This window comes from Parachlamydia sp. AcF125 (assembly GCF_018342475.1).
Classification (GTDB): Bacteria; Chlamydiota; Chlamydiia; order Chlamydiales; family Parachlamydiaceae; genus Parachlamydia.
This window is the reverse complement of the sequence record NZ_JAEMUD010000002.1, coordinates 1-18758: the sequence shown is the minus strand read 5'-3', so window position 1 is coordinate 18758 and position 18758 is coordinate 1. Positions and strand designations below refer to the sequence as shown.

General features: G+C 42.0%; 9 protein-coding genes. 5 read left to right on the top strand and 4 right to left on the bottom strand.

The window, feature by feature from the left end:
- Positions 1 to 86 precede the first annotated feature (86 nt).
- Complete coding sequence (locus tag PARA125_RS04435; protein WP_213157537.1) at positions 87 to 2339, bottom strand: hypothetical protein; 2253 nt, start codon at positions 2337 to 2339, stop codon at positions 87 to 89.
- 719 nt (positions 2340 to 3058) lie between these two features.
- On the opposite strand from PARA125_RS04435, the gene PARA125_RS04430 reads away from it, so the two are divergent.
- On the top strand, positions 3059 to 3820 hold the full coding sequence (locus PARA125_RS04430) for an F-box-like domain-containing protein (RefSeq protein WP_213157536.1): 762 nt from the start codon (positions 3059 to 3061) through the stop codon (positions 3818 to 3820).
- A 394-nt stretch (positions 3821 to 4214) separates the two neighbouring features.
- Here PARA125_RS04430 and PARA125_RS04425 read toward each other — a convergent pair whose 3' ends face one another.
- Positions 4215 to 5198: an opioid growth factor receptor-related protein gene (locus PARA125_RS04425; protein WP_213157535.1), complete on the bottom strand. Its 984-nt coding sequence runs from the start codon at positions 5196 to 5198 to the stop codon at positions 4215 to 4217.
- Positions 5199 to 5333: 135 nt separating this feature from the next.
- Between PARA125_RS04425 and mtaB the strand changes: the two genes are divergently transcribed.
- From mtaB to PARA125_RS04405, 4 genes are all read left to right on the top strand, one after another.
- A complete protein-coding gene (gene mtaB, locus PARA125_RS04420) occupies positions 5334 to 6626 on the top strand; it encodes a tRNA (N(6)-L-threonylcarbamoyladenosine(37)-C(2))-methylthiotransferase MtaB (RefSeq protein WP_213157534.1) in 1293 nt (430 codons plus the stop codon).
- Positions 6627 to 6629: 3 nt separating this feature from the next.
- Complete coding sequence (locus tag PARA125_RS04415) at positions 6630 to 7697, top strand: hypothetical protein (protein WP_213157533.1); 1068 nt, start codon at positions 6630 to 6632, stop codon at positions 7695 to 7697.
- A 37-nt stretch (positions 7698 to 7734) separates the two neighbouring features.
- Entirely contained in the window at positions 7735 to 9903 is a 2169-nt protein-coding gene (gene glgB, locus PARA125_RS04410) for a 1,4-alpha-glucan branching protein GlgB (RefSeq protein WP_213157532.1), read from the top strand.
- A gap of 302 nt (positions 9904 to 10205) precedes the next feature.
- The gene (locus PARA125_RS04405) at positions 10206 to 11699 is read left to right on the top strand and encodes a DEAD/DEAH box helicase (RefSeq protein WP_249274197.1); all 1494 of its coding nucleotides are present in this window, start codon (positions 10206 to 10208) and stop codon (positions 11697 to 11699) included.
- Between the two features lie 258 nt (positions 11700 to 11957).
- Here PARA125_RS04405 and PARA125_RS04400 read toward each other — a convergent pair whose 3' ends face one another.
- Both PARA125_RS04400 and PARA125_RS04395 read right to left on the bottom strand, forming a co-directional pair.
- Positions 11958 to 17606, bottom strand: coding sequence for an ankyrin repeat domain-containing protein (locus tag PARA125_RS04400; RefSeq protein ID WP_213157530.1), 5649 nt, complete (start codon positions 17604 to 17606; stop codon positions 11958 to 11960).
- Between the two features lie 284 nt (positions 17607 to 17890).
- Positions 17891 to 18758 (bottom strand): hypothetical protein (locus tag PARA125_RS04395; protein ID WP_213157529.1); only part of this gene is annotated, 868 nt, incomplete at its 5' end.

The window sequence follows — 18758 nt, the reverse complement described above, 5'->3', positions numbered from 1 at the left end:
AAAAGCGGGATAAAGCGCCTTATAATCTTTAAGGGTGTGCTCATAGCAATTAGGCCCATCAAAAAAATGTTTTTCTGATGGGCGCTTTACTTTGGGCTTTTTTTAAACATTCCTTCCACTAACTTGCTAAACCCTTCTTCGGAAGCGCCTGCCACAACAGCGGATTGAGAGCGAGGGGCCTGTTCCATGTGGCTGACCTGTGCTTCACCTTCTGAAAAAGCCGCCACTAAGTTTTTGGCATCTTCGCCCAACTGATGATACTCATCTTTAGAAATTCCCCCTCCGCTAGATGGGGGAAAATTGGAATTTTGAAAAGGCTGTGGGTTGAAAATAGCAGGGGAGGAAGCTTCTTCCTCTTTCTTTTCTTCTGTTGTATGTGGTAAAGGGATCAGCGGGTTTTTACCCCATAAGTAGCCTTTGCTCTTTAATCTAGAAGCGCATACCAGGCCGATTAATTTAGCGCTAATCGATAGGTAAAGTTTTTTTTCCTTTTCAAAGTAACGCTTTTTTTCTTCTTCAGTAGCAAAAGGGCATAATGTTTGGATGAGTTCAAGCGTTCTTCGAGGCTTTTCCGCCTCTAAAATCGCCTCGTTTAGTTTTATTTGATTAATGATCTTTGCTTGGCTGTTTAGCAGAGCTAACTCTTTTCGGGTAAAAGTGCTATAGGCATTGCGCCTTACCTGTTTAGATTTAAGATAGGTAAATTTAGGGAAATCCTCTCCTGTTCTCCCTTTCACTAAAAGTTTGAGGATATCCTCCTCAAGTTCCGCATGGCGGCTGCTAAAGACTAAGCTAAAAAGTCTTTTTCCATACTTGGCGGTATAATAAGCAATCTCTTCAGGAGGATATTTTTTAGGAGTTAATTCCTTAGTATGTAAAAGCTTAAAGCCCACTTGCTGCAAGGCTGAACCGAGGAGAGTCTGCTGCGAGATGGGCAAGCTTTTGCCGCTTTGCTCATTCACCACATGGTAGATAGCTGAACGGCCCACATAGGCTTCATAGGCAAATGTGCTGGCTAAGATTTGAGAAAATTGATAACTTACTTGCAACTGAGCTATGTCTAGAATATTCTGCTGCAGGGAAGCTTTTAACTCTTGGCACCTTTTTTCTAATAAAGCGCAGTTGGTTTGAAATTCTTTAACAAGCTCTACGATACGCCGATGTGAACTCTTTTTATCTAATTTTTCTAATGCATTTAACTCCTCATCTAAGGCTTGCTTTTTTGCCTCTAGCTCATTTTTTAAAGGCCCTTTTGCGCTTTTTAAAGCGAGGATTTTTTCATAGCACTCTGCGCACTTTTCTAAATACTCCACATAGAGTCTATTCCGAGCCGCAATAGGGATGTCTTGCCCGCATACCGGTAGGGGATCCAATTGGTTTAACTCTTGAATTTTAGCATTTAGGCTTGCTAAATGATTCTCATGTAATTTTTCTACCTCTTGAAAAATTGTGTCGTAATCGTGCTGACAGCTGGCAATATGGGCTTCTCCTTCCTGTTTAGGCAATTCTGATCGGAGAATTTTGCCTAGCTTTTTCTTGACCAGCTCTTTAAAGGCTTGCCATTCCTCTTTTTCCAAGCCGCAGCGCAGAGAAAATAAACTGGCAGCCATTTCTTGCACGTGCTTTTTATATTTAAACTCTTTAAATATTGAGGTAAATTCCTCTTCCGAAAAAAGCCTCTTTCCTTGAATGGAAGGGTTATTTTCATTGTCGTTCAGAAATTTTGGATAGTTTTCTTGATCATTTGCGAGCGCATCTAAGTAGGCATTGGAATCTCGATGGGAAGCAGAAGTCTTCTTAAAGAGCTCTTCGGAAATGGTATAAAAACCCTCAATCACCGCGTTGGTGATCCGCCCTTTAAAATCGGGCCCTCGCGCTTTAATTCTTTCGGCAGCCCGCTCAAAAAAGGCACTTTCTCCTTCAAAGGCAGTAAAAATAGAAGTGTCGATGTCGGAGCTTAATTTGCGACTTCCCGGAGCTTTAATCATCACGATACATTTTTGCGACTTTTCTAGAGCTGTAGGCAGCTGAGCTGGTTTCTGAGTGACGATAAATTGGTACCAGGTGGCCGTAAAGGTATAACCCCCGTCCCCTGTTTTTGCGATGTCACCTGCTATTTCGGCAGCTAAATTAAAGTAAGAGGCGGGAAATATTCTCAAGATCGCTTCTCGATAGCTGGCATAGTCGACTATATCACGATCCTCTATATGTTTTTGCATCTGCTGGGCAGCCTGCAGCTGTGACCCTTCCGGGCGTATAGACATGACATATTTTCTTTTAAGAGTTTCCCAATCGGTATTTTCTAACCGTTGGATGGCAGAATAATCTTGTGGAAACATACCTCCCCCCCTAAAATTGGATTCCATCTTATTTTATGGAAAGAAATAGACCTTATTTTAATTCCGCTATATGGCTTTTCGATGGCAAAGGAGATAAGGAAGGTTAGAAATTAGACGAGCTGTTTTTCTGATGTGCTCTTATTCTCTTAGTCGTTTATAAATAAGCCTAATTAAAATCTTAGTTTCTATCAACTCTTTTTATATTAATCAAATAATTAATGTATCCTGTTAATTTTAATTAATTCACAATTTTATTTTTTTTAAAATCCTCGTTTAAATCTAGACAACTGTAAAACAATTTACTATTAGAACCTTAATAGCTAAGAATAAATGTTACAATGGTTAAAATTTAAAATATCTTAGCTACAAAGCAAGAAACATTAGAAATACTTATGGATTTGCAAGCGTCAAACGAGCAACTTTCTAAAAAAATAGAAGCGTAGAAGAGGCAGAGAAAGTAAAAAAGCCTTTTAACGGTAAGCCGGACACCCTAATCATGAAAACCGCCTTGTAAAACTTACAAGATTATTGACTCAAGTAAATTTCAAAAAAGCTGAAGAGCAGCTGTGTTTATCCACGTCCCCCTTAGACCAGCCTAAAACTCATGGGGCTAAACCGGAAAATAAAAAGAGTTGTGGATCTTTGTTTCTTCATTCCCTATTCAAACTTAAAGCTCAAAGCTTTAAAATAGGGGTATACTTTATTAAGGAAGCCTTAAAATGTTTAATTATACCATTAGAGAGTTTGGGGAGGAAGGAAAGCACCCTGTGCCATTCGAAAATGACAAAGAGGCTAAAGTGGATTTTACCTATTTACTTCCTCAAGAGATAAGCCTCAAAGTTTTTTCTTTTTTGAATAGTGCCCAGCTCGGAAGGTGCCTTCGAGTGAGCACAAATTGGAAAATGTTAGCAAATGATGAAAACCTATGGGACACCCTGCTTTCCAGAATTGCCTTTGGTAAAAAACAATGGGCAAGATATTTCGGAGATGTTGGGCAAGTGCCACCCCTCCCAAGAGAGATCCATAAGGTCCTCAAAAATCCCTGTCCCTTTTGGCCGGAAAAAAAAATCGAAGAAACTCACCTTCTTGTTCTCATCCCTGAAACCCTGAATGGGAAGCCGCTTACTTTAGCAACTTTGGGAGAGCTTGTTAGGGCTCCTAAAGAAGGATATGCCATCCAATTTAAGGATATTTGGGAACTTGTAATTAAAGAATATGGCCACCAAGCGGCTCCCAAATCTCAATGGGTACTCATGACAAAAAATCCAATCGAAAGGAGCGAGATCGATCAACACCCCCTTATCGTTCCATTAGCCAAACAATATGAACTCCCCAATGTATTAGACGCTGCCGTTTGTATCTTTATACGATATATTAGTTCTGGGGAGCGCATATTTAACGCAGAGTCGAGGGGGCCATACACGTTGCAAAGAAATGACCAGCCGCGGCGGGCAAATAGTGATTGGAAATTTTTCTCCTGACGGCCTCTGTGTCTTCGAACATCTTGAGGACTATGAAAGCTTTGGCGTAGCTGTTGTGCGTAAGTCTTTTTAGGCGAGGGGGATTTGAACCCTTAGCTTTCCATAAAAAGAGCCTTGATTTGATTTTTCTTGCTTAGTGATTCCCCTCCTATCCCCTATTATAGGTCCGCCTATGATACGCAGACGGAATCTTCCTTTGGCGACAAATGGAATGCCTGGCAAGCATGGCGAGGATGTTTAGAAAAATTTGAGATAAGGCAGAGGAAAAGGAAATTTTCAAGGGTGATGGTGAATAAATATATAGAGAAGGTTCTATTTTGCCTTCCAACCGATGCTTTACACACAAGGCTGAAAGATTTTAAACGACTCCTTGGAGCAAGCCCTCCCCTCTTATTTATGCTGCTTCCCAATATTTGAAACTTACCTCCGAAATTCCGTGCGGAAATTCATTTTTTAAAGTTCTCAAAAAATCTAGAAAACTCTTTTTTTCTTCAATCAAACCAAAGTTACCTAAACATTCTAATATGCGGGTGATGCGTTGATGGTTATGATCCCCGGGGCGAATCCAAAAAGTGCGCGTCTCAAAATGGGAGGCTTTGTCCACTTTTCCCTTTTCGTACTTTAATCCATAAAAATCTAACATGACCAGAAAGGATTTTTTAAGGTTTTTCATCACCTCCTCGTCTCGCACCAACTCGTCCAGAAGGTCTTCGGTTAAAACGGGTGCGTGGGGGTTATAAGCAGACGGTTGTGAGGAAGGAAAAAGCCATTGAATAAAATCATGCTTTTCTTCTTTTTCTTCGTAAGTATAGCGATGGATCTCCTCTATTGTGACAGGGTGCCCTCCCCTATTTTTTCCTTCTCCTCTTAAAAAACTTTTTAAAATGGCATAGGCTTCTTTTTGAGGAGAGGCTAAGGATACTTGGTGAGCTTTAAAATCAGGCGAAGGGAGAGGCTCAGGTAAATTATCCCCTTTTAATGTGGATAATTTAGCATTCAATCTTTGGGTAAGAGGTGGCATAGGCCGAATCCCAAGAAGAAATTTAAAGATTCCTATGCGCTTATTATAAGCTGTAATCCAATCTTGGATGCAAGCCACATTCTTTTTGAAAGTTTCTAATTCTTCCGGAATAGCTATAGCCACTATTTTTTTCTCTAAGGCTGGGGAAGAAAGGCAAAATTTAACAACTTGGCGCTGCTGGATGCCAAAGAGGGAATCAAAAATTGAACGTATTTTTTCTCCTAAGCTTAATTTTTTGTTAGGTAAAAGCTCTATTACACGCCCTTGGTTTTTTATTTTATGCACACACAACCGGTGGGTTTTTAAAACGTCTTGGTCAATTTTTGTACTAAATAATATATCTAAATTATCGCTCATAGTTGCCTCTATTTAACTAATTTATATTTTATCAAATTATTGATATAAATTTCTAAATATATTCAATTTTATCTTGCACCCTCGGTTCATCTCTGCTATGCTGTAATCTTTTTAATTTGAGAACTTTTTGATTGAATGAACGAATCTACTTCACCCCAAAAAACATTTAAAATTGCGACCTTAGGCTGCCGCACAAATCAATACGAATCCCAAGCCTATCAAGATCAATTAATTGCGCTAGGATACCGCCCGGCTAGGGAAGGCGAAGAAGCAGATGTTTGCATTGTCAACACTTGCACGGTGACAGAAACAGCTGATTCGCAAAGCAAACACGACGTCCGCCAGTTATCTAAAGAAAACCCCCAGGCAAAGATTGTGGTCACCGGTTGCGCAGCCGAACAAAACGCCCAAATTTTTAAATCGATTCAAGGAGTGGAACACGTTGTTCTTAACAAAGAAAAAGAACAGCTTATCCAGACTCTTTTTCCTGAAGAGGAAGTCCCGGAATTTTCGATAAAAAATTTTGACGCCCATACGCGCGCCTTCGTCAAAGTTCAAGACGGGTGTAATGAATTTTGCACTTATTGCATCATTCCCTATGTCAGAGGCCGCTCTCGCTCGCGCACTATTCCGGAGATTGTGGCTGAGGTGAAAGAACTTATTTCTAACGGTTACAAAGAAATTGTTTTAACAGGGATCAATATTGGGGATTTTGATGGCAATCCAGCTGAAGGGATGCCCCCTTATCGCCTAGTGGATTTAGTCAAAGCTGTCGATCAAGTGCCTGGCTTGGAACGATTGCGTATTTCTTCCATTGATCCAGACGAAATTGACGATGAATTAGCTGAAGCGGTCTTAAACGGGTCAAAAACATGCCATTCGATGCATATTGTCTTACAATCAGGATCAAACGTGATCCTTAAACGGATGAATCGTAAATATACACGGCAAATCTTTCTCAATACCATTGATCGTCTGCGACAAGCAGACCCTGACTTTACTTTCACTACCGACATTATTGTCGGTTTTCCAGGAGAAACGGAGACAGATTTTGAAGAGACGCTGGAAATTATGCGCGAAGTTCAGTTTGCGAAGGTTCATATGTTCCCCTATAGCGAGCGAAAGCGCACCCGCGCGGCCTTAATGCCCAATAAAGTGCCTGTCGATATCATAAAAAAGCGTAAACAAGAACTTTTGCGTGCAGCAGAGCACCAAGCTTACTTGCTTCGAGAACGTTTTATCGGAAAAAGGATGACCCTGCTAACGGAAGCTGGACATGCCTCTCGCCCTGGAGAAATATCGGGACATACCGAAAACTTTTTAAATGTTTGGGTAGCTGGCGATTTTCAAGCTAATGAACTTTTAGAAGTAGATTTAGTAGAAAACACCCCACAAGGCCTTATTGGAAAATTTGTACGCAAAGTCTAACCCATGAAAATTTCGATCGCTGAGCGGCTGCGTCCCTTTTCACATCTTCCCGGAACTTTTTGTCTCCTTCCCTACACCGCCTTGCGGTTTCAAATTTTTCCCACTTTGATTCATATTAGCTCTCTCGCTAATAGCTCCCCTGAATATATTGGGCGGGTCAAATTGGATTTAACAGGTCCTGTGGAAGAATTTACCATTCAACAAGACTTGGAAAAAGGAGAAATCAAGGTTTGGGGCCATGCCAGCGAAGGATACTTCGACTATCGCATTTTTGCTGAAAACGATGGCTCTATTAAAATTGTTCAAGAGAGAGGCTTTGAATTAAATTTTTCTCCCTCTTTTGATTGTCAAAGCCAACCAAAAGCCATTGTTTTTAAATCTTCTGTTTGGCTCGCACCTCATCCACCAACGGAAAGACTCTCGCTTGGCAATCATAAAGCGCAAGATTGGGACTTAATTAAAAGACGCAAAAATTTTGCCGAAATTTTTCCCCATTGGTTTCGACTTGGCTCCCTTGTCCCCTTCTCAGAGATTCCAGAAAATCCTCACCCCTCCTTGCTACAAGCATGCGAAAATGCCCTCCAACAGCAACCAGAAAAAATCTTGAAAGCCTTTTTCCCTCTTTTCGCTGCTGGCTTTGAAGGGATCCTTTCTCCTCGCTCACAAGACTTAGAGCATCTCGGATTTAAATCTCCTCCCATCCCTTCTCATTTGTCCCCCCTTTATTTGCTAAAACAAGGGGCCCAACTGATCCGGTCTCTTTTTATGAAAATAGAGCCAAATACCCTTTCCTTGCTCCCTTCTCTTCCTCCCGAATTTCATTGTGGAAGAGCTGTTAATTGGCAGGCTGAAGGGATTGGCACTATCCATTTTGAATGGAGCAAAAAAACTTTAAGACGGGTCATTTTATATTCGAGTGCGAACCAAACCCTCCATTTTAATTTGCAAAGCCCCTTAAAAAGAATGCGTTTGCGCACTACTCCTGCAGAAAAAGGCTCTTTTATTTCCTGCCACGCTCCTCTTGAAGTCTTGTCAGACCAACTTTATCTCTTTGATAATTTTCAAAAATAAGCTAACCTGCGGCTTAAGTTAATCAAATGGAAAAAGCATGGACACCCTCATCTCTCCTTTTACTCACCCTCAATTCGATTCTTTACTCGCTGGCGAGGCGTATGATCCCCATCAATTTTTAGGATTGCACCGCTTATCAAATGACCGCCAAGTGATCCGAGTATGGAGGCCAGGGGCTAAAGACATTCATTTGAAAATTCAAGACCAAGCTGTTTCTGCCGTGCAAATCCATCAAGCTGGCCTTTTTGAATTAACTGTGCCAAATACGCTTCACCCCACAGATTACCAAGTTTTTCATCAAAATGGTTTAAGTGGAGGCGACCCTTATACTTTTGCACCTACCATTGGGGAAGTGGATCAGTACCTGTTTAGTAAAGGGGTCCATTATAAGCTCTATCAAATGATGGGTGCCCGCTTAATCAAACATCAAGGATACAAAGGCACAAGATTTGCAGTATGGGCTCCTTCTGCCCGTTCTGTGTCGGTGGTGGGGGATTTCAACCATTGGGATGGGCGCACAAATCCGATGCGAGCCTTAGGCGACTCCGGAATTTGGGAATTATTCATTCCCGGCATTGAGGAAGGGGAAAAATATAAATTTGAAATCCGCACTCAAGCAGGAGAGTTAAAACTTAAAGCTGACCCTTTTGCTTTAGGGAATGAGCTGCGTCCTGCCACAGCTTCTGTAATTGTCGATGTGGATCGTTTTGAATGGCAAGATCAACAATGGATGGAACAGCGCGTCCAAAAGAAAAATGCCCCCCGCCCTTTTAATATTTACGAAGTTCATTTAGGATCCTGGAAGACAAGGGATGGCTATTTTTTAAATTATCGAGAGTTAGCCGTCAAACTCGCAGATTATTGCCGAGAGATGAGCTATACGCATGTAGAGCTTTTGCCCATCCAAGAGCACCCTTTAGATGAATCATGGGGTTATCAGGTGTCTGGATTTTACGCAGTGACGAGCCGCTATGGCACCCCTGAAGATTTTCAGTGGTTTGTCAATCATCTCCACCAGCATCAGATTGGGGTCATTCTCGATTGGGTGCCGGGCCATTTTCCGACCGACGATTTTTCTTTAGGAAGTTTCGATGGCACTTCTCTTTATGAACACGCCGACCCTCGCCAAGGCCTTCACCCTCATTGGAATACCTATATCTTTAATTTTGGCCGACATGAAGTTTCTAACTTTTTGATCGCCAATGCCCTTTTCTGGTTTGACAAAATGCATGTGGATGGATTGCGTGTGGACGCAGTGGCCTCCATGCTTTACTTAGACTATGGGCGAGAACCACAAGAATGGATTCCCAACCAGTATGGGGGAAAAGAAAATCTAGAAGCTATCGAATTTCTTAAACACCTTAATTCGGTTGTCCATCAATTTTTCCCCGGTGTCTATACCATTGCCGAAGAATCTACCGCTTTCCCTGCGGTCACCTATCCGGTGGCACAGGGGGGGCTAGGATTTGATTTTAAATGGAACATGGGATGGATGAATGATACCTTGCGCTATTTTTCCAAAGATATGATTTTCAGAAGTCATCACCACCGCGATCTTACCTTTGGACTTTTATACGCTTTTACAGAAAAATTTATCCTTGTTTTATCTCATGATGAGGTAGTGCATGGGAAAAATAGCCTTCTTAGCAAAATGCCTGGAGACATTTGGCAGAAGTTTGCCAACTTGCGCCTTTTATTTAGTTATACCATGTGCCAGCCTGGCAAAAAATTATTTTTCATGGGAGGCGAAATCGGCCAATGGAATGAATGGGCTTGCAAAGGTGAAATTGAATGGGATCTATTGCGCTATCCTTTTCATCAAGGCATGCAAACCTTAGTAAAAGAGCTGAACCATTTTTATCTTTCTTCCCCAGAGTTATGGGAAAGAGATCTCGATTTCACCGGATTTGAGTGGGTCGATTTTAGCGATACGCAAAATAGTGTGATTTGCTATTTGCGCAAAAGTCATCAGGGCGTGCTGCTATGTGTCCATAACTTTACCCCCGCTTATCATTCCGATTATTTTATCCGGTTACCCAATGTGAGCTGGATTACAGAATGTTTCAATACGGATCATGAAAAATATGGGGGTTCCGGAAAACTAAATCCCCACCCCCGTATTCATCTAGACGCGCGTGGAAAAAGAGAGGGAATTAGCTTTCAACTGGCTCCTTTGTCCACCATGATTTTTCAAGTCAGATTCTAGCTGTCCTCTCTCTAATTTTCTTCTAACAGAGGAATTTTAATTCCCAATAAAAAAACTCAATTAATTTACTTAATTTTTTTAATAAGAAAACAAGAAAAAAAGTATTTAAAAAAATTAAAGAACCTTGTAAGATTATTTCTTACATCAAAATAAATCGTAATTCTCACACGACTCTCGCGAACTCAGCGAGTCAACCCAGATGTCCCTTGATCACCAAGAGGTTCAAACAGGAAGCGCAACTCCTTTCGCTAGGAGGAGATATTACGCCTCGTAAAAACCACTTTAAAGGAAAAATGGTTACAATGAAAGATACAACGTCTTCACAAATTCCTCAATCGACAATGCTTTTTACCGATTTTGGCCTCAAAGATTCTTTGCTGAAAGCAATTGCTGAAGCAAATTTCACGCATCCTAGCCCTGTTCAAGAAAAAGTTATCCCCCTTCTTCTCACCGGGCAAGATGTGGTGGCTCAAGCCCAGACAGGGACTGGAAAAACCGCTGCCTTTGGGATTCCTTCCCTCAATAGCTTAGATAAATCCGCAGGTGTGGGCCTGCTTGTAGTGACTCCCACGCGTGAACTTGCGGTTCAAGTTAGCGACGAACTCTATCGTTTGGGCAAGTATTGCGGAATCCGCACCATCGCCGTTTATGGAGGACAATCGATCCAACGGCAAATCGAGGGAATTGAAAGGGGCGCACAAGTGGTTGTCGCTACTCCTGGTAGGCTTTTAGATTTGCTTAAATCCAAACGTTTAAGCCACTTTTCTCCTCCGATTGTAGTGCTTGACGAAGCTGACGAAATGTTAAATATGGGCTTCTTGGAAGATATCCAAGAAATTTTCACCTTCTTGCCAAAAAAAAGACAAACGCTTCTATTTTCCGCCACTATGCCCCTTCCTATTCAAAAATTGGCTAAAACATTCTTGCACGAACCTGAATTTGTCAAAATCACCAAAAAAGAAACAGCTAGCCAAAACATTAAGCAACTTTGTTATGTGATCCATGAATCTGAAAGGGACGACGCGCTTGTCCGCCTGTTAGATGCCCAAGAAGAAGCTAAGTCTATCATCTTTTGCCGAACTAAAAAAGATGTCGACCGCGTTTCCTCTTTTTTAACCAGCCGAGGGTATGCGGCAAGAGGATTGCATGGTGACATGGAACAACCCCAACGACAACGAGTTATCGATGGTTTCAGGCAAAATGACTTTCAAATATTAGCCGCCACAGATGTAGCCGCCCGCGGATTAAATGTTTTGGACGTCACCCATGTTTACAACTATCACCTCCCTTACGAAACAGAAAGTTATGTGCACCGCATTGGGCGCACAGGACGCGCAGGCAATAAAGGGGTGGCCATTACCCTCTTGAATCCTCGCGAAGTCAGCAGCTTAAAGCATATTTTCCGGGAACACGGCGGAAATATTGAATACCAAGCCATTCCTACCCTCCAAGAAGTAAAACGCAAATTCGCAGAAAAGTTCCTGAAAAAAGTACAACAGCGCCATTTCGATCAAGAAGCCCATGCGCTTTTGACAGAATTGCAAAAAGAAATGCCTATAGAAGAGATCAGCGTCAATCTGCTTTCGTTATTGCTAGACTATAAAAAAGTGGAAGGACCTGAGCATATTGGAATTTCTCCTCAAGACATCGAAAGAACAGGCTCTCAGCATAAGAGAAAAAGAAGCGGATTTTCCAGAGAATCTACTAACAGATTCCGTGATAGGCGCCGTCCACACTCCCGTTCCTCAGGAGCCCCTTATCGCCCACGCGAAGGGAAGAAAACCCCTCATTCTTAATTTTCCTACTAAAACCAGGCTGAATTCAGCCTGGTTTTGCTTTAGTGGCAGCTCTCTAAGCGCGTTTTTAAGCCATCATTTTTCGCTTTTCAAGCCTTAAACTTTTATTTTCTTTTTCGTCTCCGCCTTGTTTGGTAAGTAGAGACGAACTAAAAGGCGGTTGTAGGTGGGAAAGAAGGCTAATCGGTTTAAAAAGGTTCGGTCTTTGGGCCATACTTTAAGAATAACCCCAACCATCCCCTTTAGCATTAGGTTTGGCTAGTGCTTTTTAAAACTACCCCTTTGGCTAAGAATGTCTAATCGTTTCCGCCATTCACCAAGCTCTGTAGGTAATTTTTCTCTTATTTGCTCATAGCTAAGCTTTCGGATAGGCTTGGATAAATAAGTGGTTCTTTTGTCCGTAATTTGAAGTTGTAAATCTTTAACTGAAAAACTATCTGCAGTCAAGAAACAAACCATAGCAACTAAAGGAAATGCTTCGATACTGATTTTTAATAAAGTATTTCTATCAACTTTTTCTAAAGTATAGACAATTGAAATTCTGGAACTCTCATCCTCCTCGAATATGCGCATGAGAGCAGCTAACGCCTCCTTAGCAAGCTCACCTCCTTGCTCTATCATTCTTCCTAGAAAATCAATAGGCTTTATCATTTTTGAAAAATCAATAGCATACTTGTTTTTGCCATCCTTCTTATTATGAATGCGGATGGCCGCCTCTGCCGCTTCCTTAGGGACCTTGCCTCCTTGTTTTGCCACTGTTTCTAGAGCATCGGCAGCATAAAATTTGGAAAAAAAATTCCCCTCCTTGGAAATTCTCGTGAGGGCAGCTAACGCCTTTTTGGCAAATTTCCCTCCCTGGATCGCCACAGCAGCTAAGGCAGAAGCCGCAGAACATGCGGGAAGAGCACGACCCTCCGCGAGAACGCGAATGAGAACGTCTACCGCCTCTTTAGAAAGCTTGCCGCCTTGCATGGCCACTTTTTTTAAAGCACCGGCAGCATAATATTTGGCAAAATCATTTCCCTCCTTGAGTATTTGAATAAAGGTTGCTAACACTCCTTTAGCAAGCTCACATCTTTCGTTTACCGCTGCTAAAACAGAGACAATAGAGCCCTTGATAGGATCGTCTCCTCCCTTGAAAATCTGCATGAGAGCAGCTAACGCCTTTTTAGCAAATTCTCCCTCTTCGTTCACCACTTTTGCTAGGGCACAGGCAGCATCAGATTTGGCAGGATCATCGCCCTTCTGAGAAATTTGAATGAGAATAGCTAGCGCTTCCTCAGCCAGTTCTCCTCCTTGCTTTGCCACCGTTGTTAGAACAGAAACAGCACAATATTTAGCAGTATCGTCACCCTCCTTGAGGATTTGAATGAGAGCAGCTAGGCTCTCCTTAGCCAGCTCTCCTCCTTGCTTTGCCACCGCTTCTAGAAAAGAGACAGCATAATATTTAGCAATATCGTCGCCCTCCCTGAGGATTTGAATGAGAGCAGCTAGACTCTCCTTAGCTAGCTCTCCTCCTTGCTCTACCGCTATTGCTAGAACGGCGGAGGCAGCATAATCTATGGCAAAGGCATCTTCCCCTTTAGCTTCCTTGAGAATTTGAATGAGAGCAGTTAGCCCCTCCTTAGCCAGCACCTCTCCTTGGCTTACCAACGCTGCTAGGGCAGGGGCAGCAGAATGCGCAACAAAAGCATCGCCCTTCTTGAAGATTTGGAAAAAGGCAGCTAGCACTTTTTTAGGAAATCTATCTCCTTGCTCGGCCAGTTTTTTTAAAGCCTCGGCAGCATATATTTTGGCAGTTGAATCCCCTTCCTCAAGAAATTGGAAAAGGGCAGCTAGCATTTCTTCAGAGAGCTTACCTCCTTGCTCTGCCACTTTACTGAGGGTAATGGCAATAGAGCGTTTGGCATCAGAATCTCCTTCTTTGAGGGCTTGGAGGAGTGCATCTAAAACTTCTTTAGACAACTTGTTTCCATCCATTGCCATCATTCTTAGAGAATTGAGAGTAGAAATTTTAACAGCGGGCTCTTCCTCTTTGAGAATTTGGGCAAAGACAGCTAGCGCCTTCTTAGCCAGTTTGCCTCTTTGCTTTGCCACCTTTTCTAGGCCATGTACGGCAGAAAGTTTGTCATCCACACTGCCCTCTTTGAAAATTTGAATGAGGGCATCTAGCCCATTCTCAGCAAGCTCTCCTCCTACTGCTGCTAGAGAAGAGGCAGCAAAAATTTTGTCCTCAATATCGCCTTCTGTGAGAATTGTGGCAAGGATTGTTAACGCCTCCTTAGCGAATTTGCCTCCTTGCTTTGCTATGTCTTCTAGAACATAGGCAGCCCAAAATTTATCCCCAAAATCGCCCTCTTTGAGAATTTGGGTAAGGGCTATTAGCGCCTCCTTAGCAAGCTTACCTCCTTGTTGCACCACAGTTCCTAGAGCATTGGTAAAAGGCATCTTGACAAAAGAATTGCTCTCCTTGGAAATTTGATTGCTCTCCTTGGAAATTTGAATGAGAGAATCTACCGATTCCTTAGGAAGCTCCTCTCCTTGCTCTGTCATTGTGCTTAGAATATCTGCAGCCCAACATTTGGCAGTAGAACCACTATCAGGGTCCTTGAGAACTTCAGTAATAAATCCCACTGTTTCTGAGGCTAGCTTGCTCCCTGTCTTTATGATGCTTGCTAAGTTACTTAGCATGTTTTTCCTGGTCTGTGGGCCAGATAGCAATCTTCCGATAGAACCGATCATCTTAGGATGATTAAGAATATTTTTATTCCTGAGCAACCGTTCAAAATTTAAACCTATCAAGGAGAGATGTTTAATATACTCTATTACCATCTTAATAAAGCCTTTATACTGCCTCACCTCTTTTGGATTTTGACATTCCTCAAAACACTCGGCAATCAAATGGAGTTCGCTTCTGACAGCTAGGTCGTGAGGCTCAGCAAAAAGATCATCGAAAAAGGCCTGGAGGGCACTATAATCCGAATAACCCCCCTCGCTTGGTGTAGAGTTAGAAAGATAGCCAGCAATCATACGTAAAACTAGGCTATAGCGAGGCTCAAACTTATACTGACGTACAAAGTTGCGGCATGCTTGTCTTTCTCCCTTGAGGTATTGATTGGCAATTTTCGAAGCGGTTAAAAATTCTTGGAAGGTTAAGTGAATAAAATACCCTTTTTCTTCAGCTGCAGGGATACGCATAAGCCCGCAATCTGTAAGCTCGTTAGAGGTGATACTGTCGCCTCTAACTTCATCAATTTTTTCCCTGCTTAAATAAAGGCTATCTTTTTCCATGGCAAAAAAAGCCATGTCTTCAAAAGCAGTGGCAATTGTGGACACTTCTGAATTATGGCGTAGGTCTTTCTCTTCAAAGATTTTCTCCTTGGTTTGTTTAGATTGACTCAGATCAACCCTTCGTAAGAGAAACCATTTATACATCCAGTTAACCATCCGCTCATAAATGGCAGTCATCGTAATGGAATGATTAGAATCAAAAAATCCTGGGTCTTCGTTAAAGAGGCAACAAAGCAGAGCTAAGTTAATAGGAGTATGCGCTAGACTCAAAACCTGCGGAGAAGTGTTTAATAGATGATAGAGTTTTACTTTTTTCTCTTCTGCTTGAACTTCTTTAAAAAATCTATCGATATAACGGCCAATCCCTTCTTTATCAAACCCTAAAAGCTCTAGATCACAAGAGCGGTTAAAAGAGCAGCCTCCAGGCCTTGAGGTGATTAAAATATGGGGAAATAAAACTTTTAACTCCTTGAAGGCTTTAGCAAGACTGATGTTTCGTTGGGCATCTGCACTAAGCTCATCATAACCATCTAAAATAAGCAGTGTTTTTTCTTGAAGAGCAGAATTGTGTATGCAAGCTTCGATCACCCCTGGATCGATTTTGCCAGCATATTCTCTAGCAATCAGATCAGCAGGAGTATACTCTTTATCAGCGGGATATTTCTCTTTAGTAAAATTTCTTAAAGGAATCCAAAAGAGGTAAGAAAAAATTTCCTGCCAAAGATCTCCTTTGGCCCAGCGATAAGCGATATAATGGCATAAGGTGCTTTTACCACTTCCTGCAGCTCCTTGGAGGTAAATTCTTTTAGGGCCTCTTTTTGCAAGGCTTTGGTGTTCGAAAAGCTTTTCAAGCTCAATATTTTGCTTAGGCTCGAAGATAGTTTCATAAGTCTGGATGCGGCCATCTTGTAGGTAATCAGAATGCTTACCAAGTGCCTGGTCGCGTGCTTTTCTTTCTTCACGCTCAATCATGCCTAAACGCACATAAATTTCTTCCAAAGGCACTTCAAATTCCCACTCTTCCTCTGCCTTGATTCTAAAAATCGATAATTTTTTTTGCGAAAGATAAAGTTTCCGAAGAGAGTTAATCAGCTGTTGTGGAAGTAGAGCTGCTTGGGATAACACCTGTATAAGAGCTTCGCTTCCACTTGCAAAAGCAAGCATTAAGGCCGTTTTTTGCTCCCGATTTAAGATATTTAGGTTGGCCCCTTTTTTTAATAAAGCTTCAACAATTTTAACATAATTCTCTTTAGCTAGATTAAATGCTGTCCTCTCACCAATCACAGCTAAATGCAAAGGGGTATTTCCCTGGTAGTCTTGCTGATTTAGCTCTCTTTGTTCGGCAATTTGATTTAGCAAGTATTCCGCACTTTTTACATTTCCTCTAAGGGCTGCTAGGTGTAAAGGCGTTTGGCCATAAATATTTTTGGCTTCCAGAAGAGCTGGGTCATATCCCAGCAAAAGGCGCACGATCCCCACACAATCTGTGAGCGATTGACAAGCATGATGCAAAGCACTGTTTTGCGAGCTCGAGCTGTCGAGTTTTTTCAAATCTGCTTTCAATTCAATAAGAAGCGAAAGAAGCTCACTGCAGCCCGCATAACAAACCTGATGGATCAAAAAATCAGAGCGGTCTTTGAATGGCTGATTGGGATCTACCTTCTTTTCCGCAAGCAGCCAGCGAATCATGCGAATATAAGCAGAGCGCTTCTCCTGAGGGATCTCTATAGGCTCTGGGGACAGGGTATATGTTTTTTGAAAGGCCCCGTGTGCAGCAATTTCTAAAAACGAGTGCTCTTGCTCTTTTAAGGGGGGCAATCCATTCTCCGCCAATCTTTGCGCGACGAATAACAGACCCTGCTTAAGAGCATTGATAAAACACTGTGTGAGTTTAGGATTATCTAGCTGGAAAAAAGGGGGCGTTTTTTTGCTTAATAAAAGGCAAGCGCATTCCTCTTGCACCTTAAAATCTAAGCTCTCATGTTCAAGCAAAACTTCTAAAGGAGTACGAGAAAGCAGGTCTTGCTGTTCAGTATGCGCGCCACAATCAATAAGCTTGCGCAAAATGGAAAAATGTCCTTTGACAGCTGCTAAATGCAAAGCGGTATACTTTTTATCTCCTTGCGGTAGGTTCAAGATTTCTTGAATATCCTTGTGCTGAAGCAAAAGGTCGACAATTTCCTCTCGCCCATATTCTGCAGCTCCATGCAACACGGTTTTAGCATGTTCACCATATCGCCCTTTTTTGATATCTGCTCCTTGCTCAAGCAAAAATTGGGCCACAGAGGTACATCCCCTCTTGATAGCTAAATGTAAAGGGGTTTCTTTGATCACTTTTCCAGTTAAGGTGTCGAGCTGAGATTTCGCCTTTTGCCTTTCCTTAAAGAGATAGATAAAAATACTGCTATTTTCCAGTTCTGCAAAATAATGGAGTAAGCTTTTTCCATTCTCTAACTTTTCCTCCAGGCTGTCCAGGTATTCATCGAGTGCCTGCCGATCAAAACTATATTCTTGGATGTTAAGGTTGTGATGTAATTCATAAGCCGTGGCTAGATAAAAGACCCCATGCAGAGCAGCTTCCTCTTCTACTTCTTTTAAATATTTATGCCCTTGCACAATTAAATCTTTTATGCAGCAGGGGCACTCCAAATGCAGCAAGTCCTTTAGACGTTTGTTAAGCTCCCCTGCTGTCAACTTAGTAGACAGCGCTGCTTCATGGTATTGAACGACGGGATTTATAAGCAGGGTCGCATTTTCCCCTAAATGAACTTGGCTAGCACTAGCCTGGACGTTAATAGGTCCGGGCTTGGTTCGAAAAGCGGGATAAAGAACCCTATAATCTTTAAGAGTATGCTCACAGCAATTAGGCCCATCAAGAAAACGTTTTTCTGATAGGCAATTTACTTTGGGATTTTGCTAAACACTCCTTCAGCTAACTTATTAGACACTTCTTCAGATGCACCTGCCACGACGGCGGATTGAGAACGGGGGCCCTGTGTCATGTGGCTTACCGTTGCTCTTCCTCCTTGCGAAGCCATCACCAAGTGTGTGGCATCTTCGCCTAGCTGACGATATTCATCTTTAGCAATTCCTCCACTGCTAGATTCGGAAAAGTTGGAATTCTGGCAAGGCTCTGGATGGGAAATAGCAGGTGTTGAATCTTCTACCTCTTTCTTTTCTTCAGCTTTAGGCCTTAAAGGGAGGCTTGGATTTTGTCCCCATAGATGCCCTTTTTTCTCTAACCTAGAAGCACAAACTAGGCCGATTAATTTAGCGCTAAGCGACAGATAAAGCTTTTTCTCTTCTTCAAAGTAGCGCTTTTTTTCCTCCTCATTTGAGAAAGGATATAATTTTTGGATGAGCTCAAGCGTTTTTTTAGGCTTTTCGGCGTCTAAAGTCTTGTTGTCCGATTTGATGCGATGCACAATTTCTGCTTGATGGTTTAAAAGGGTCAACTCCTCCTTTTTTAAAGTGCTATAAGCGTTTTGTCTTACCTGCTTAGATTTAAGATAGGTAAATTTCGGCAGATTCTTCTTTTTTTTGCCTTTGGCTAAAGCTTTTATAAGCTCTTGAGTAAATGCTGCTTGATTCCCGCTAAAAACTAGGTTAAAAATCCGCTGCCCATACTTGGCGGTATAGTAGGCCACCTCTTCAGGGGAGTATTTTTTATGAGTTAATTCTTTAGTATGTAAAAGCTTAAAGCCCACTTGCTGCAAAGCTGAGCCCAGCAGAGTTTGCTGCGAAATAGGCTTGCTCTCACCGCTTTGC

What these genes read in the sequence shown, in the direction of transcription:
- PARA125_RS04435 (WP_213157537.1), bottom strand. Translation starts at nt 2,339, where the DNA reads ATGTTTCCACAAGATTATTCTGCCATCCAACGGTTAGAAAATACCGAT.
- PARA125_RS04430 (WP_213157536.1), top strand. Translation starts at nt 3,059, where the DNA reads ATGTTTAATTATACCATTAGAGAGTTTGGGGAGGAAGGAAAGCACCCT.
- PARA125_RS04425 (WP_213157535.1), bottom strand. Translation starts at nt 5,198, where the DNA reads ATGAGCGATAATTTAGATATATTATTTAGTACAAAAATTGACCAAGAC.
- mtaB (WP_213157534.1), top strand. Translation starts at nt 5,334, where the DNA reads ATGAACGAATCTACTTCACCCCAAAAAACATTTAAAATTGCGACCTTA.
- PARA125_RS04415 (WP_213157533.1), top strand. Translation starts at nt 6,630, where the DNA reads ATGAAAATTTCGATCGCTGAGCGGCTGCGTCCCTTTTCACATCTTCCC.
- glgB (WP_213157532.1), top strand. Translation starts at nt 7,735, where the DNA reads ATGGACACCCTCATCTCTCCTTTTACTCACCCTCAATTCGATTCTTTA.
- PARA125_RS04405 (WP_249274197.1), top strand. Translation starts at nt 10,206, where the DNA reads ATGAAAGATACAACGTCTTCACAAATTCCTCAATCGACAATGCTTTTT.